This window comes from Arthrobacter sp. MAHUQ-56 (assembly GCF_019710585.1).
Taxonomy (GTDB): Bacteria; Actinomycetota; Actinomycetes; order Actinomycetales; family Micrococcaceae; genus Arthrobacter.
This window is the reverse complement of sequence record NZ_JAIFZQ010000018.1, coordinates 117,975-134,647: the sequence shown is the minus strand read 5'-3', so window position 1 is coordinate 134,647 and position 16,673 is coordinate 117,975. Positions and strand designations below refer to the sequence as shown.

General features: G+C 66.5%; 13 protein-coding genes. 10 read left to right on the top strand and 3 right to left on the bottom strand.

Annotated features, from left to right (window positions below; genetic code table 11):
- Window positions 1-15 precede the first annotated feature (15 nt).
- The 7 genes from K4G53_RS11800 to K4G53_RS11770 all read left to right on the top strand — a co-directional run bounded on the left by K4G53_RS11800 (window position 16) and on the right by K4G53_RS11770 (window position 8,744).
- A complete protein-coding gene (locus tag K4G53_RS11800) occupies window positions 16-1,038 on the top strand; it encodes a LacI family DNA-binding transcriptional regulator (protein WP_221385889.1) in 1,023 nt (340 codons plus the stop codon).
- 155 nt (window positions 1,039-1,193) lie between these two features.
- Complete coding sequence (locus tag K4G53_RS11795; protein WP_221385888.1) at window positions 1,194-2,486, top strand: sugar ABC transporter substrate-binding protein; 1,293 nt, start codon at window positions 1,194-1,196, stop codon at window positions 2,484-2,486.
- Between the two features lie 76 nt (window positions 2,487-2,562).
- Window positions 2,563-3,534, top strand: coding sequence for a carbohydrate ABC transporter permease (locus K4G53_RS11790; protein WP_221385887.1), 972 nt, complete (start codon window positions 2,563-2,565; stop codon window positions 3,532-3,534).
- Between the two features lies 1 nt (window position 3,535).
- Complete coding sequence (locus K4G53_RS11785; RefSeq protein WP_221385886.1) at window positions 3,536-4,414, top strand: carbohydrate ABC transporter permease; 879 nt, start codon at window positions 3,536-3,538, stop codon at window positions 4,412-4,414.
- A gap of 2 nt (window positions 4,415-4,416) precedes the next feature.
- Complete coding sequence (locus K4G53_RS11780) at window positions 4,417-5,931, top strand: glycoside hydrolase family 32 protein (RefSeq protein ID WP_221385885.1); 1,515 nt, start codon at window positions 4,417-4,419, stop codon at window positions 5,929-5,931.
- Between the two features lie 195 nt (window positions 5,932-6,126).
- Window positions 6,127-8,109 (top strand): amino acid transporter, encoded by a 1,983-nt coding sequence (locus K4G53_RS11775; protein WP_221385884.1) that lies wholly within the window; start codon window positions 6,127-6,129, stop codon window positions 8,107-8,109.
- An 83-nt stretch (window positions 8,110-8,192) separates the two neighbouring features.
- Entirely contained in the window at window positions 8,193-8,744 is a 552-nt protein-coding gene (locus K4G53_RS11770) for a DUF2087 domain-containing protein (RefSeq protein WP_308287869.1), read from the top strand.
- On the opposite strand, the gene K4G53_RS11765 is transcribed toward K4G53_RS11770, so the two are convergent.
- Complete coding sequence (locus K4G53_RS11765) at window positions 8,731-9,597, bottom strand: hypothetical protein (RefSeq protein ID WP_221385883.1); 867 nt, start codon at window positions 9,595-9,597, stop codon at window positions 8,731-8,733. The genes K4G53_RS11770 and K4G53_RS11765 overlap by 14 nt on opposite strands.
- Window positions 9,581-11,347, bottom strand: a complete 1,767-nt coding sequence (locus K4G53_RS11760) for an FAD-dependent oxidoreductase (protein ID WP_221385882.1) — start codon at window positions 11,345-11,347, stop codon at window positions 9,581-9,583. The genes K4G53_RS11765 and K4G53_RS11760 overlap by 17 nt, the downstream gene beginning before the upstream one ends.
- 150 nt (window positions 11,348-11,497) lie before the next feature.
- Here K4G53_RS11760 and K4G53_RS11755 point away from each other — a divergent pair, with 150 nt between their 5' ends.
- Window positions 11,498-11,860, top strand: coding sequence for a UBP-type zinc finger domain-containing protein (locus K4G53_RS11755; protein ID WP_221385881.1), 363 nt, complete (start codon window positions 11,498-11,500; stop codon window positions 11,858-11,860).
- 262 nt (window positions 11,861-12,122) lie between these two features.
- Here K4G53_RS11755 and K4G53_RS11750 read toward each other — a convergent pair whose 3' ends face one another.
- Window positions 12,123-13,646: an alkaline phosphatase gene (locus K4G53_RS11750; RefSeq protein WP_221385880.1), complete on the bottom strand. Its 1,524-nt coding sequence runs from the start codon at window positions 13,644-13,646 to the stop codon at window positions 12,123-12,125.
- Window positions 13,647-13,717: 71 nt separating this feature from the next.
- Here K4G53_RS11750 and K4G53_RS11745 point away from each other — a divergent pair, with 71 nt between their 5' ends.
- On the top strand, window positions 13,718-15,379 hold the full coding sequence (locus K4G53_RS11745; protein ID WP_221385879.1) for an alkaline phosphatase: 1,662 nt from the start codon (window positions 13,718-13,720) through the stop codon (window positions 15,377-15,379).
- Window positions 15,376-16,644 carry an alkaline phosphatase family protein gene (locus K4G53_RS11740; protein ID WP_221385878.1) on the top strand — a complete coding sequence of 423 codons (1,269 nt, stop codon included), beginning with the start codon at window positions 15,376-15,378 and terminating at the stop codon, window positions 16,642-16,644. The genes K4G53_RS11745 and K4G53_RS11740 overlap by 4 nt, the downstream gene beginning before the upstream one ends.
- Window positions 16,645-16,673 lie beyond the last annotated feature (29 nt).

The following is a 16,673-nucleotide window of genomic DNA, read 5'->3' as shown; positions in this document are numbered from 1 at the left end:
CAAAGGACGAAGTCGATGGCGACAAAGGTGAACATCCGGGACGTGGCAAAGGCCGCAGGCGTCTCCGTCACCACCGTGTCACACGCCCTCAGCGAAACGCACAGCTCCAGGGTCAACGCCCAAACTGTAGAACACATCAAAGCCGTGGCCGGCGAACTCGGCTACGCACCCAACCGGCTGGCCAGCGGCCTGCGCAACCAGCGCTCCCGGATCCTCGGCCTGGTCAGTGACGAGATCACCACCACTCCCTTTGCCGGCGCCATGATCCAGGGTGCACAGGACGCGGCCTCCGAACACGGGCACCTGCTGATGGTGGTCAACTCCGGGCTCGACAACGAACTGGAGCGGCAGGAAATCCGCGCACTGCAGCAGCACCAGGTGGACGGCGTGGTGTATGCCCGCATGTTCAACCAGCGGGTATCCGTTCCTGCGGAGCTGCAGGGCCTGCCCACCATCGTGCTGGACGCTACCTCGGACAACACGGCACTGTCCTCGGTGGTTCCGGACGAGTTCGGCGCCGGAGAAGCCGCCGCCGAACTCTTGGTCACGGCAGGCCACCGCCGCATCGCCATGATCAACAACGAGGACGATATTCCTGCCGCCCACGGACGGCTCCAGGGCTTCCGCGCCGGGCTGGCCCGCCACGGCGTGGAGTTGCCGGCGGACCGCCTGGTCACCGGCCATCCCAGCACCGCCGGCGGCCGGCAGGCGGCCCTCGGGCTCCTGGCCGCCCCGGAACGGCCCACCGCGCTGTTCTGCTTCAGCGACCAGATGGCCATGGGTGCCTACCAGGCAGCCTGCCACCTGGGCCTGAAGATCCCCGCCGACGTGTCTGTCGTGGGCGTGGACAACCTCGAACTCATCGCCGACGCGCTGTGGCCGGGACTGTCCACCATGGCCCTCCCCCACTACGAGATGGGCCGGTGGGCCGTCCTGAAACTCCTCAGCGAACTCGAGAACCCCGGCGCGTCCCCTGCGCACGAAAAGGTACCCTGCCCGCTGGTCGAGCGGGGTTCCGTGGCCCCGCCCAAAAACTGACCTGACGCCACAAACCGACCCGCACGGCAGCCGCCAAGGCTGCCCTGAATCAAACCTGTCATCCCCACAAAAAAGGGGAACGCAGCCGTTGCAGCGGCCGCGCTCCCAGCAGGACCCCGCAATCCCCCCACCCTGTCGAAGCAGAAAGACTGACCATGAACACGAAGCTCACCAAGGTCCTTGCGACCAGCATAGCCGCCGTCGCCCTCACTGCCACCCTCGCCGGCTGCGGCAAGGGCAGCGCCTCCTCCTCCACTGAAGGGTCCGGCGAGATTGCCCTCTGGACCCACAACGCCGGCAACCCCGACGAACTGGCCGCCGTCCAGAAGATCGTGGACTCCTACAACAGCAGCCAGGACAAAGTGAAAATCAAAGTCCAGGCCTTCCCCCAGGACTCCTACAACGACTCGGTAGTCTCCGCCGCTGCCGCAGGCAACCTCCCCTGCATCGTGGACATCGACGGCCCCAACGTGCCCAACTGGGCCTGGGCCGGCTACCTCAAGCCGCTTGAACTGAAGGCGGACCTCTCCAAGCAGCTGCCCAGCACGGTGGCTGAATGGGACGGAAAGCCCTACGCGGTGGGCTACTACGACGTCGCCCTGGCCATGATGGCGCGCACCTCCGACCTGAAGGCAGCGGGCGTGCGGGTTGCCACCATGGAAAAGCCCTGGACCAAGGAGGAGTTCCAGGACGCCCTCACCAAGCTCAAGGCCCTGGGCAAGTGGGAGTACCCGCTGGACCTGGGCACCGCCGGCACCGGCGAATGGCTTCCGTACGCCTACTCCCCCTTCCTGCAGTCCTTCGGCGGTGACCTGGTCAACCGGGACGGCTTCCAGAGCGCGGACGGTGCGCTGAACGGAGACAAGGCAGTCCAGTGGGCCGAATGGTTCCGCGGCCTGGCGGACCAGGGCTTCATGGCCAAGAAGAGCGGCAAGGACTCCACCCAGGACTTCCTGAACAACAAGAGCGCCATCGTCTACACGGGTTCGTGGGCTGCGGACAAGGCCAAGGCCGCGCTCGGCGAAGACCTGGTGGTCATGCCGCCCGTCGACCTCGGTGAAGGCCCCAAGATCGGCGGCGCCTCCTGGCAGTGGGGCGTCACCAGCAAGTGCAGCAACTCCGAGGCTGCCATGGACTACCTCTCCTACTCCCTGAAGCCGGAGAACGTCGCAGCGGTGGCCAAGGCCACCGGCGCCATCCCTGCCAGCAATGAGGCAGCAGCCCAGATCCCGGCGTTCGCCGAGGGCGGTGCCAACCGGATCTTCATGGACTTCTCCCGCAAATATGCCGTGATGCGCCCGGAGACGCCCGCCTACCCCTTCATCGCCACCGAGTACGGCAAGGCTGTGCAGGACATCCTCAACGGCGCCGATGCCAAATCCACCCTGGACAACGCTGTGAAGGCGATCGACGCCAACATCAAGTCCAACGGCGGCTACAAGAACTAGCCGGAGCCGCCGGAGGCCTGCCGCGCCGCACGGCACGGCAGGCCCCCTCCGGCAGCCTGATCCACGAAAGACTCCCATGGCAACTGCTCCCCTTCCCACCCGCCCGCGCATCCCGTCCGGCACCCACGCCGCCACCCCGCCGTCGCACGCCAAGCCCGCACCGCACCGCCGGCCCGGCTTCCGCCGCGAGCAGCTCAGCGGCTGGGGCATGATCGCCCCGGCAGCGGTGCTCCTGCTGGCCTTCATCTTCATCCCCGCGATCCTGGGGTTCGGCCTGGCCTTCACGAACGCGCGCCTCATCTCGCCGCGACCCATCGAGTTCGTAGGCGTGGACAACTTCGCCCGCCTGTTCACGGACCCCACGTTCTACCGCGCACTGCTCAACGTCGCCTACTTCACCGTGGTGATCGTTCCGGTGCAGTCCGGCCTGGCCCTGGTCATGGCGCTGCTGATCAACAAGAAGTTCCGCGGCGTGAACTTCTTCCGCACCGTGTACTTCCTGCCCGTGGTCACCTCCATGGTGGTGGTTTCGCTGCTGTGGCTGTTCATGTACCGCAAGGACGGCCTGGTCAACGAGATCCTCTCCGCCGTCAGCTTCGGCCTGATCAACGGCCCGGACTGGCTGGGCGACCCCAACACCGCGATGCCGGCCATCATCATCCTGTCCATCTGGCAGGCGGCCGGCTTCCACATGATCATCTGGCTCGCCGGGCTGCAGGGCATCTCGGGCGAACTCTATGAGGCATCCCAGCTGGACGGCACCAGCCGCTGGCAGCAGTTCCGCTACGTCACCTGGCCGGGCCTGTTCCACACCCGCAGCCTGGTGCTCGTCACCATCACCATCCAAGCCCTTGGCCTGTTCGACCAGATCAGCGTGATGACCCAGGGCGGACCCATGGATTCCACCACCACCATCATTTACGAGGCGGTCCAGTCCGGCTACCGGCAGCAGGAAACCTCCTATGCCTCCGCCATTTCGCTGGTGTTCTTCGTCCTGGTACTGATCGTCTCCGCGGTGCAGCGCTACCTCACCCGGGAGAAAGACTGACATGAAAAACCAACTCCTCCTGCGCAGCGCCGGTACCATGCTGGTGCGCATCCTCTTCGCCGTCGTCGCCGCGTTCCCCATCGTGTTCATGCTCGTGTCCTCGCTGAAGCCTGACCAGCAGATCTTCGGCGACATGTCCTCCCTGGCCGCGTTCCTGCCGGTGGGCAACATCTCCTTCGACAACTACACGGCCGTCTTCGACCGCGTCCCAGCAGCGCGGTTCCTGCTCAACTCGGTGGGCGTCTCCGCCGTGACCGTTATCCTGGGCATCTTCGTGAACAGCCTTTGCGCCTTCGCCCTGTCCCGCATGCAGGTCCGCGGCAAGAAGATCGTGTTCACCGCCATCCTGGCCACGCTGATCGTGCCCTTCCAGACGCTGGCCCTGCCGCTGGTGTGGTGGGTCAACCAGCTTCCCTACTTTGAGCTGAACGGCTTCAGCCTCGAATTCTCCAAAGGCTGGCTGGACACCTACCAGGTGCAGATCATCCCCTTCATCGCCAACGCCTTCTCCATCTACCTGTTCCACCAGTACTTCGAATCCATCCCCAAGGAACTGGACGAGGCAGCGCGGATCGACGGCGCCGGCTGGTTCAAGATCTACCGCCAGGTGGTGATGCCCCTGGCCGGACCCGCCACGGCAACCGTGGCCATCCTGACCTTCCTGCCCGCCTGGAACTCCTACCTCTGGCCGCTCATGGTGGTCCAGTCCGAGGAGCTGCGGCCGGTGATGATCGGCATCCAGTACTTCTTCCAGCTGAACGTCTCCTGGGGTGAAGTGATGGCGTATGCCTCCCTCATCACTGTTCCGGTGGTGGTGCTGTTCATCGCTTTCCAGCGTTCCTTCGTCAACAGCATCGCCTCCAGCGGCGTGAAAGGCTGACCATGAAGACAATAACGACGGCGCTTCCCACTGTGGCCGGCACGGACCGTTACCGGCCGGAGTTCCACTACACTGCCGACCGCAACTGGCTCAACGATCCCAACGGGCTGGTGTACCTCAACGGCACCTACCACCTCTTCTACCAGCACAATCCCTTTGGCCCGGATTGGGGCAACATGTCCTGGGGCCACGCAACGTCACGCGACCTGCTCCACTGGGAGGAGCAGCCGGTGGCCATCCCCTGCGATGAGCATGAGGCCATCTTCTCCGGCTCTGCCGTGGTCGACGAACACAACACCACCGGTTTCGGTACGCCGGCCAATCCCCCGCTGGTAGCCATCTACACCAGCGCCTACAGTGACGCCTCGCCGCTGGCGGGCCGGCAGGCGCAGTCCCTGGCGTACAGCCTGGACGAGGGCCGGACATGGACCAAGTACCAGGGCAATCCCGTGCTGGACCGCGGGTCAGCCGACTTCCGGGACCCCAAGGTCTTTTGGTACGACGGCGATGCCGGCAGTTACTGGGTGATGGTCGCCGTTGAGGCGGTGCAGCGCCAGGTGGTGCTCTACAAGTCCGCCGACCTGAAGGCGTGGGAGCACCTGAGCACCTTCGGGCCCGCCAACGCCACCGGCGGCGTCTGGGAGTGCCCCGACCTGTTCGAGCTGCCCGTGGACGGAAATCCGCAGGACAGCCGGTGGGTCCTGATCGTGAACATCAACCCGGGCGGCATCGCTGGCGGCTCGGCAGGGCAGTACTTCCTGGGAGAGTTCGACGGCGTGACGTTCCGGTCCGAAACAACCGCCACCGAGGGCCTCCAACAGGACGACAGCCGGATGCGGGACTACCGCTGGCTGGACTGGGGCCGCGACTACTACGCCGCTGTCTCGTTCAGCAACATGCCGGACGGCCGGCGGATCATGATCGGCTGGATGAACAACTGGGACTATGCCCGCGAGACGCCCACCGGGGCGTGGCGCAGCGCGATGTCCCTGCCGCGGGAGGTGTCGCTGACCCGTTCCGGCGGCCAGCTGACGCTGCGGCAGGAAGCCATTGATCCGTTGGCCGCGCTGGACCCAGTGGCCTTCCGCCTTGACGCGCAGCCCCTGGCACCGGGCGAGGTGGAACTCCCGACGGCGGCGTCCGTGGCCCGCATCGATGTCGAATTCCGGCCGGGTCCGGCGGCCGGCGTTGGGCTGGTGCTGCGCGGCGGCGATGACCAGCGCACGCTCATCCGCTACGACACCGCTGACGGGATGCTGCGGCTGGACCGGCGGGAGTCGGGGCACGTGGACTTCCACGAAACCTTCCCGTCCGTGGAATCCGTGGCGTTGCCGCTGCAGGACGGCCGTCTTCGGCTCCGGATCTACCTGGACCGGTGCTCCGTGGAGGTCTTCGCCCAGGACGGGCTCGCCACCATCACGGACCTGGTGTTCCCCGCGGAGGCGGGCACGGGGATGGCGGTCTTCGCCGAAGGTGAGGGCGCGCACCTCGTGGCGCTCGACGTCGTCGGCCTCTGAGCCCCCGGGCCCTCTACGCCTGAGGGGCGACGGCGGGCCTTGTTCCGGCTGGCAGCAGGACCGCCTTCAGGATCTTCCGTCAATGCTTTGGCAAAGCTGGGCCGCACGGGCGTGGCCCGGTGGTACGCTCCGAAAAGATAGCGGCCCGGATGTGAAGCCAACGCACCGGCGCGGCCCGCCAGAGAAGGAGCGTCCTTGACGGCTTCCGAACAGTTCCCGGTCCCCACCATCGTCCCCAACCCCGAGAAGGAGGCGCCGCCGCACAACGCCTTCGTCCGTTGGCTGCTCGAACACCGCGTCCACCAGCCCGTGGGGCCTGAGACGGTGGAGGACCATGGCCCGCAGCAGAGCTGGTGGAAGGTCATGTGCCTGACAGGTGTGGACTACTTCTCCACCCTGTCCTACCTGCCAGGCATCGCCGCCCTGGCCGCGGGGGCCCTGTCACCGCTGGCCACGCTGCTGATCGTCGCCCTGACGCTCCTGGGGATGCTGCCGATGTACCGCCGCGTTGCCCGCGAAAGCCCGCACGGGCAGGGCTCGGTGGCCATGCTGGAACGGTTGCTCCCCTTCTGGCGGGGCAAGGTCTTCGTCCTGGTCCTGCTGGGCTTCGTCGCCACCTCCTGGATCATCACCATCACGCTTTCGGCCGCGGATGCCACAGTGCACCTGCTCGAAAACCCCTTCCTTCCGCCGGCTTTGAACGGACAAGCGGTGCCCATCACCGTGGTGCTGCTGCTGATCCTGGGCGGGGTGTTCCTGCTCGGCTTCTCCGAGGCGGTGGCCGTCGCCATTCCGCTGGTGGCGGTGTTCCTCGTCCTGAACGGCATCATCATCGGGGCGGGGCTGGTGGAAGCCCTTTCCACGCCGGGCCTCATCACCGACTGGACCTCGGCATTGGCCCGGCCTGGAGCGGGCATTACGGGCATCATCGGTCCGGCGCTCATTGCCTTCCCCCTGTTGGTGCTGGGGTTGTCCGGATTCGAGACGGGCGTCAGCATGATGCCGCTGGTCGCCGCGAAAGGCACGACGCCGGAGGAGAAGCTGGACAGCAAAGTCCGGAACACCCGCAAGCTCCTCACGGTGGCCGCCCTGATCATGAGCGTCTACCTGATCGGCAGCAGCTTCGTGACCACTGTGCTGATTCCGGCCGGGGAGTTCCAGGAAGGCGGCGCAGCCAATGGGCGCGCACTGGCGTACCTGGCGCACGAACACCTGGGGAACGGCTTCGGTTCCGTTTACGATATCAGCAGCATCCTGATCCTGTGGTTTGCCGGCGCATCAGCCATGGCGGGGCTCATCAACATCGTGCCCCGGTACCTGCCGTCCTACGGGATGGCCCCGGACTGGGCCCGCGCGGTCCGGCCCGTGGTCCTGGTGTACACGGCCATCAGCGTCCTGATCACCATCGCGTTCAGGGCGGACGTCAACGCGCAGGCCGGCGCCTACGCTACAGGGATCCTGGCGATGATGGTTTCCGGTGCCATCGCCGTCACCATCTCCGCGATTGCCAAGAAGCAGCGTGGGGCGGCCATCGGTTTTACGGTCCTGTCACTGGTCATCCTTTACGCCCTGGTGGCGAACGTCGTCGAGAAACCTGACGGCATCACGATCTCCGGCTTCTTTGTCCTTGGCATCATTGCCATCTCCCTGGTGTCCCGGGTAAGCCGGACCACTGAACTGCGCGTCCACAGCATCGAGTTCGACGACGCCGCGCGCCAGTTCATCAGCGATTCCCTCGCCTACGACGGGCGGCTGAACCTGATCGCCAACCGGCCCCAGGCACGTGACGAGGCAGAGTATCTTGGCAAGGAGGTTGACCAGCGGGAAAACAACCCCGTGCCTGGCACAGCGGACGTCATCTTCCTTGAAATCGACGTCACCGATCCTTCCGGATTCAGCGATGTGCTGCACGTGAGCGGCGTCGAAGTGGGGCGCCACCGCGTCCTGCGCGCCGAAAGCCCCGCTGCGCCGAACGCCATAGCGGCCATCCTGCTGGCGCTGCGCGATGCCACCGGCGTCAAACCGCACGCCTATTTCGAATGGTCCGAAGGCAATCCCGTGGCGCACCTCATGCGCTACCTGCTCCTCGGGCGCGGCGATACCGCCCCGGTGGTCCGCGAAATCATCCGTGAAAACGAGCCCGACCCGGAGCGCCGGCCCGGCATCCACGTCGGGTAGGCGGAAGACTGGGGCGGCGGGGCTTCGATCGCCCGGCAGATGTTGGGGCAGGAGGCCGGGGCAGCGGCGGAAAGGCGGTTGACGTGGGCGGAGACAGAGGGATGACCGGCCTGCACTGGCGGCGCGTCATTGCGGCGCTGGGGAACAGCGACGCCCGCACGGCCTATGCGCAGATCGTTCTCGGCACCGCTCTGCCCGACGTGCTTCCCGATGTAAAGGAACAACGGCGCAACCGGGCAATCTCCAACCTCCTGGAGTCCGGGCTGGTGGAACAGCGACCCTCCGGTGGACTGGCGGCATCTGAGCTGGTCTTCCGGAACCTGCTCGAACAGCAGCCGCGGCGGCAGCGCAAGACCGGGCTGGACAGGTTCATGCATCTGGGGCGGATTGAGAGGTACCCGGCGAACCAGGCCGAACGTCGTGAGCTCCTTGCCAGGATTGCCGGTGAGATCGCCGCACCCGGTGAACGGCTCTCCGAACGCCAGGTCAACGAGCGGCTCCTCAGCTACACGGACGACGTTGTGCTCCTGCGCCGATACATGGTGGACTTCGGGCTTCTTGAGCGGACGCCCTCGGGCTCTTCCTACGCGCTGGGCCGGGGAGAGCCGCAGGACGGCGAACTCAGGCAGTTGTAGCCCGGGCCACCCGCGGGCCGGAAAGTGCAAGTGCCCAGCCCCCGGCGACGCCGATGGCGAGCAGGACGGTTACGAAGCCGATGGCCGGTACGCCCGGCCATGCCAGGGCGCCGCCATACCGAAGCAGGGCAAGCACCTGCAGAACGAAGAACGCGACTGAGGTCAGCGCCACGGGGCGCACCGTGTGGGGGTCCCGGCTGAACTGGCCCTGCGCGGCCGACCACCCAAGACCCACCAGCCACGCTCCGACAGCCCTCGCCGTGAGCTCGGAGAGTGGCCACGGCCACCACGTTGCGGCGGCCATGGGTATGGCCAGGAGCGCCGCGCCGTACAACAGCAGTACCGCGGCGATTCCCATCAGGAGCAGCCGGAGTGCAAGGGGCAGCACTGCCCCTCCACGCGGTACGGAGGTTGGGACGTCACGCGGGGACCGGATCTGCATCCAGCTGATGAGGAGCATCGCGATGGGCACGACAGCATAGATTGCCAGCCATGCCCAGGTGGATGCCTGGGCAACGGGGCCGTTGGCCGGCGAGAGGTGGAAGCGGTCGAGATGGACCAGGGTGACTGCCAGCGTCAGCGTCGTGAAGATGAACACCGGCAGGACCGCCAGCCTCGCCGCACCCCAGCTTGCCGAGCGGGCCCCCGTCAGCTCCAGCCCGGCGCTGGCCCAGTAAGCCGCCCCGAGGAAGACCGCGGTCATCGGCGGATTGACTGTCCACGCGAACCACTCAGCCGTCCTGAGCGGAAACACGAACAGCACGAGCCCGGCAAGGAACACGAGGAAGGCAGCCACGTAGAGCAGCCACCGCATCGGCGGTATCAATGGTCTGGCCTCAGTTGAAGCGGACATCCCCGGAATGCTCCTCGGATGGGGCTGCCTCCCCGGTAGCAGGGGTCGGTTGAGGCAGTGGATTCTCGGCCAGGTAGGTGTGCAGCATCGAGACTACGGTGGCGCCATCCCCCACAGCGGTCGCCACCCTCTTGATCGAACCGGCCCGCACGTCGCCAATCGCGAAAATACCCGGCATGCTGGTTTCCAGCGCCAATGGCGGCCTGCCCGCCCTCATGGATCGAGGCCCGTTGGCATCCCGGCTGGTGCCCGTGCGCAGGAATCCGGCCGGGTCACGCTCTACGGTCCCGGGCAGCCAGGAGGTCCGCGGCACCGAGCCGATCAGCACGAACAGACCGCCCGCTTCGATCTCCTCGCTTGAGGATGGCCCGGCAGTGCCGGATGCGGCGACCGTGACGGCGGCAAGGAACCCGTCCCGGTCCCGGGCGCCCACTACGGCGGTGCTGCAGCGGATCGCAACGTTCCGGGTGGCCTCGAGTTGGGAGATGAGGTAATCCGACATGCTGGCCGACAGCGTCCGTCCGCGCACCAGCAGCGTCACTTTCTTCGCGTACTTCGCAAGGTGCAGAACAGCTTGACCGGCCGAGTTTCCGCCACCCACCACACAGACCTGCTTTCCGGCCATCGATGGGGCCTCGGACACTGTGGCACCGTAGAAGACGCCCCTGCCGACCAGGGCCTCCAGCTGAGGTATGTCGAGGCGGCGGTAGTCCACGCCGGTGGCCACCACCACTGTGCGGCAGCGTACGACGCTGCCGTCGGAGATCGACACGGCGTACAGGTCTCCGTCCGCTTCGAGGCCGTTCACCTTCCGCAGGAACAGGAAGTCGGTGCCCAAAGTCCAGGCCTGGTGGAATGAGCGGTAGGCCAGGTGGGCGCCGCTCACGCCGCGGGAGAAGCCAGGATAGTTGCGGATCAACGAACTGGTGCCGGCCTGGCCTCCCACGGCTTCCCCCTCCACCACCATCGTGGAGAGGCCTTCGGAGGAGGCATAGACGGCAGTCGCGAGACCGGAGGGACCGGCTCCCACGACCACCACATCGAAGATTCTGTCCGGCGGCGGAGGCCGCGTCACCCCCATCGCTTCGGCGATCTCCAGGTCGCTGGGGTTCTCGAGGACGATGGGTGGGGCGGTGAATTCCAGCACCATGACCGGCAGCTTGGGGTCGCGCAGGCCCAGGCCCTGGAGCGTCCGGTCCGCCGTTTCGGAACCAACAGCGTAAAAGCCCACGGGGATGTGGTTGCGGCTCAGGGAGTCACGCAGGGAGTGGGTCCTTTCGTCGCCGACGTCCCCGATCAGCCGAACCGCCTCGAAACCGACCCCCTGGGCCAGGTGCCAGTCGTCCAGGGCGTCGGTGATCGCCCCGTGGAATTCCTCGTCGCGCGGGCGTTCGGGACGTATGATCAGCAGCTCGGCGTATCCCTGCGCGATCGCCCGGAACACCGTGGGGGCGCTGGCGAAGTCGCCCCAGGTCACCACAACGGCCCGCTTGGCGGCCGGGTGGAAGCCGTAGGCGCGCCGCAGGAAATCGAGTCCCCCACGGTCAGCAGGCCCATAGCACCCAAGGATGAGTGCTACCGGGCGACCCCATCGCCGCAGCCCTTCCAGCACCGCCCGGCCATGGGCGTGGCCGGAGCACACCACCACCTCGTAGTCGGCGCCATACCGCCGGCGCAACTCGTCTCCGAGAATGCGCCGGGAGGTCGGGTCTGTCGTAGCAATCAGCATGACCGGAACCGAGTCATCCATGGCCGCCGTCTTTCCGGTTCAAGGGTTCGGTGGCGCTCACGATACTCGCGCTGGAACATCGGGGACAAGGGGTGCCCGGGCGTGAAGATTCTGCCACAATAACTCCCGACGTGGGCAAGCGCGATGGCCTGAGCAGTGAATCGAGGACCCATGGACGAGCGACCTACCCCGGGAATCAATCTCTCCGCCACCCCCAGTGGAACCGGGTGCCGGGAGTGCCTCAGCGGGGACGGCCCCGGATGGTGGTTTCATCTGCGCCGCTGCGCGGAATGCGGCCACATTGGATGCTGCGATTCATCGCCTTCCCAACATGCCAGTGCCCACTCGCGAGCGGTGGGACACCCCGTCATGAGGTCCTTTGAACCCGGGGAGGAATGGTTCTACGACATCACGACGAAGAAGTTCTTCCGCGGTCCGCGACTTCCGGATCCGCAGTCCAGGCCACCGGAGCAGCCCTCCCCGGCACCGGCAGACAAGGTGCCGGCGGACTGGCGTGAGCACCTGCACCGCTAGACCCAGCCCGGAACCAACCGCGGCAAGCCAATGCACCCCAGCAAGCATGGGGGGGGAACTCTTGAGGAAAACCTGCGGTGAATGTGGGCTGTCATTCAGGATGGGCCCCTACCTTGGACGCATGGCCCCACTGCTGGTGGGAGGGGCCTGGAAGAAGGGACAGGGCCGGCGGCCAAGGCATCCCCGTGAGACCGGATGTCACCCCCCAACCGCCGCCGGCCCGCCCCCCTCCGCGCCCGGTCCATACCTCTTCGGCTGGGAGTCAGACGCGCACGGCCCCCGGTCGCCCGTTCCTGACGACGAAGGAGGCATCCACGGCAGCGGGTGATGTGGTGTCTGCGGCTGAGGGAACGATGATGTAGTCGCTGCGGAACTCGTCGGCGGTCACGGTGCAGCGGGTCCAGCCGCGCTTATCGGGGTTGATGTAGCGGGTGTGCGGGTTGGCTGGCAGCCCGTCCTTGATGGCTTGGGCCCAGCCGCAGCCGGAACTGATGGAGGTGCCAACGAATTCAGTGGTGACGACCTTCGATGCCGGATCCGAGTGGTCGAGAAGGACATCGTTGACGAAGGCTGCGTGCCAATCTCCGCTCAAGATCACGGGATTGGCAGGGTTCTGCTGGTTGATGAAGTTGGTCAGGCGGTTGCGGGACACGACGTAGCCGTCCCACTGGTCGTGGTTCACGGAGAGCGTCTCCGTGGGGTCGTAGTCGTACTGGGCCATCATCGTCTGCTGGGCGATGACGTTCCAGCGTGCGGTCGAGGATGAGAGCCCATTGAAGAGCCATTGTTCCTGCGCGTCCCCCATGAGGGTGCGCGAAGGGTCGTAGACGTCGGGGTGCTGCGGACCGCCGGGGAAGTTCTCGGTCAGCTGGTCGGAACGGTACTGGCGGGTGTCCAGGACATGGAACTTGGCCAGGCTGCCGTAGTCCAGTGCGCGGTACAGGACCATGTCGGGGCCGGTGGGGCGCTGCGGCCGGCGCAGCGGCAGGTGCTCGTAGTAGGCCTGGAATGCATTGGCGCGCAACTGGAGGAACCGCTGGGGTTCGTTGGAGGCCTCGTTGTCAGGCTGTGAGACACCGCCCGCCCAGTTGTTTTCGACTTCGTGGTCGTCGAAGGTCACGACGAAAGGGAACCGGGCATGCGCTGCCTGCAGGTCTGGCGAGCTCTTGTATTTGGCGTGGTTGTTGCGGAAGTCGGCGAGGGTTTCGTGGTTCCGGCCCTCGTAGGTGTAGTCGCCGACGTGCACAACCAGGTCGAGGTCCTCCTGCGCCATGGTACGGTAGGCGGCATATCGGCCACCCGCCCAGGACTGGCAGGACGCCAGGCCGAAGGTGATCTTGCCGGGATCCGATCCGGGGGCCGGCGCGGTCCGGGTATGTCCGGCGGGGCTTTCCTCGCTCCCGACCCGGAATCGGAACCAATAGTCCGAGGAGGGGTTGAGCCCGGCGACCTCAACGTGCACCGAGTGGGCCAGCTCAGGTGCCGCGGTCTCCGTACCAGCCTTGACGACGGCGCGGAAATCCGGGTCGGTGGCGACCTGCCAGACTACCTGGACCTGATAGGGCGGCATGCCACCGAGTCCGTCCGCTGCCTGGGGTTCCGGCGCCAGGCGCGTCCACAACACCACCCCGTCCGGGGCGGGATCACCGGACGCAACGCCCAGGGTGAACGGGTTCCGGGGAAAACGGGGTTCTGCCCATGCGGGCGCAGCAGAGAAGCCGTAGATGGCAGCGGTCGCGGCTGCACCTCCGGTCAGCGCGAGGAAGCTGCGGCGGGATGGGAACATTCACCGCCCAGCGCGTGAATGTTCGGCAAACTCCCGCCTGTTGAGGCTGGAGGGTGCGGATACTGGAAAGCATGCGTTTTGTTACCCACCAGTACGTTTCCTCGCCCACGAGGCGCCAAGTCCTTCGATCTGCCGGAATTGCCGCTGTTGCCACTGGGGCCGCAACTCTTGCCGCCCATCCTGCGCACGCAGCAGATCCAGTGTTCGCCCACGGCGTTGCCTCCGGTGATCCGTATCCGGACAGTGTGCTGCTCTGGACCCGCGTGACCCCCAGCGCTGAAGCCACGCCTGGCTCCGGACTCGGCCCAGCGGTGACAGTGAATTGGGAGGTGGCCACCGACCCTGCCTTCAGCAGGGTTGTCTCAAAGGGCTCTGCGAAGACCGGTCCGGAACGCGACCATACCGTGAAGGTGATCGCCGGCCGGTTGGAGCCGGGCACGCCCTACTGGTACCGCTTCTCGGTCGGACGCGCCGTGTCCGGCGCCGGCCGGACCAGGACCGCGCCGGCCACCGGCGCTCCGGTGGATCACCTCCGCTTCGGCGTCGTCTCCTGCACCAACTACCAGGCCGGCTACTTCAGCTCTTACCGCCACCTGGCAGAACGCGGGGACCTTGACGCCGTGCTCCACCTGGGCGATTACCTCTACGAGTACGCGCCCGGGGAATACCAGGCACGGGACGTCGTCGTACGTCCTCACGATCCCACCGTCGAAATGACCACCCTGGCCCATTACCGGCGCCGGCACGGACAGTACAAAACCGATCCTGACCTGCAGGCCCTGCACTTGGCTGCCCCGTTCATTGTCACCTGGGACGACCACGAGGCGGCCAATGATGCGTGGAGCGGAGGTGCAGAGAACCATACCGAGGGCGCAGAAGGGCTTTGGAGCGAACGCCGCGCCGCTGCCAACCAGGCCTATGCGGAGTGGATGCCCGTGCGCTACGAGCCCGGCGGTCCGCTGTTCCGCCGCCTGGATTTCGGCGCCTTGGCCAGCCTGTCCATGCTGGATCTGCGCTCCTACCGTAGCCAGCAGGCGGCAAACGGCGTCGACCCTGCGGTGGACAGCCCGGAACGGACCATCACGGGAGCGGCCCAAATGGACTGGCTGCTCGGCAACCTCACCTCCGGCGGCCCCCAATGGAAGCTGGTGGGCAACCCCGTGATGATTGCCCCCGTCCGCATTCCATCCACACTCAGCCTTGCCGAGGTCGCGGGGGTCCAGAAACTCATGGGCGGCACCACCATCGACGGAGTCCCCTACAACGTGGACCAATGGGACGGCTACGAGGCGGACCGGAGCCGGGTGGTCCGGCACCTGCGGGACCAAGGGATCAAGGACACCGTCTTCCTTACCGGCGACATCCACTCCGGGTGGGCCTGCGACCTCCCCGCCGACCCCCTCACCTACCCCACGACGGGCGACTCGGTGGCGGCGGAACTGGTCTGCACGTCGGTGACCAGCGACAACCTCGACGACATACTTAACGCTCCGCCGCGGACCTCCTCCTTGGCGGTGGAGGCAGCCATCAGGACGGCCAACCCGCACGTGAAGTATCTCGACTTCGACTCGCACGGCTACTCCGTCCTGGACGTCACCCCTGCAGGAGTGCGGATGGACTGGTACGTCCTTGCCGACCGGACCGTGCAAGCGTCAGCGGCCACGCTGGCCACCTCGTTCACGGTCGGTGCCGGCACCGGCAAGGCAGTCCCGGCAACCGGCGGCGTGCTGTGAACCCGGACCGCCGCCAGTTCCTGCGCCTGGCCGGCGCCGGAAGTGCCGCCGTCGTCCTGTCAGCAGCGCCCGGTAGCTCCTGGGCCAGCCAGGCGACGAATCCCGGTAGCGCACGGACCCGCACGTATGTCCTTGTCATTGACGGCTGCCGGCCCGACGAGATCACCCCCGGGCTGACCCCGCGGCTCGCCGCCCTCCGGGCGGAGGGCACCAACTTTCCTGCCGCACGGTCACTGCCGGTGATGGAGACTATTCCGAATCACGTCATGATGATGACGGGCGTGCGGCCGGACCGGTCGGGAGTTCCCGCCAACTCGGTCTTCGACCCTGCCGAGGGGGCAGTCCGGGACATGGACCGCAGCACCGATCTTCGCTTTCCCACACTGCTGGAGCGCCTGGGTACGTCCGGCCTCACCACGGCCTCCGTGCTCAGCAAGAAGTATCTGTACGGAATCTTCGGGACCCGGGCGAGCTACCGCTGGGAGCCCTCCCCCTTGCTGCCGCTGACCGGTCATGCCCCTGACGCCGCCACCATGGATGCCCTGCTGGCCATCGTCAGCGGCCCCGACCCGGACTTCACGTTCACCAATCTTGGCGATGTTGACCGCCTGGGCCACTCCGACCTGACCGGCACCACCCTGCAGGCGGCCCGCAATACTGCCCTTGCAGATACTGACCTTCAGGTGGGCCGGTTCGTGGACCATCTTGTGGGCACCGGCAAGTGGGACTCCAGCGTCCTGATGGTGCTGGCGGACCACTCCATGGACTGGTCATTGCCCAGCAATGTGATTTCGATAGACCTGATCCTCCAGGGCCGGCCGGATCTGCAGAACTCGGTCACTCCCGCCCAAAACGGTGGTGCCGACCTCTTGTACTGGACCGGACCTTCTGACCAGAAGGCTGCCGGGCTCGAGTCCGTGCGCTCCCTGGTTCAGTCACACCCGGGCGTGCTGTCGGTGCACGATCCTGCCGAACTGCGGCTGGGGGTGGAGGCCGGGGACATGGTGGTCTTTTGCCGCGCCGGCTGGCGGTTCTCGGACCCGTACGTCGTCTCGAACCCCATTCCGGGCAACCACGGCCATCCGGCCACCGAGCCCATCCCGTTCTTCATCTCCGGCGGCAGCCCCAAGGTAGCCCGCGGCCGCACGTCCTCCGAACCGGCACGCACAGTGGATGTGGCTCCCACCATCGGTGCACTCTATGGCCTCGAGGCACCCAGAGGCGGATATGACGGTGTTGCCAGGACATCGGGGTTCGTCCCCTGATACAGCAAACCGCAAGCAGGACGAGGCGG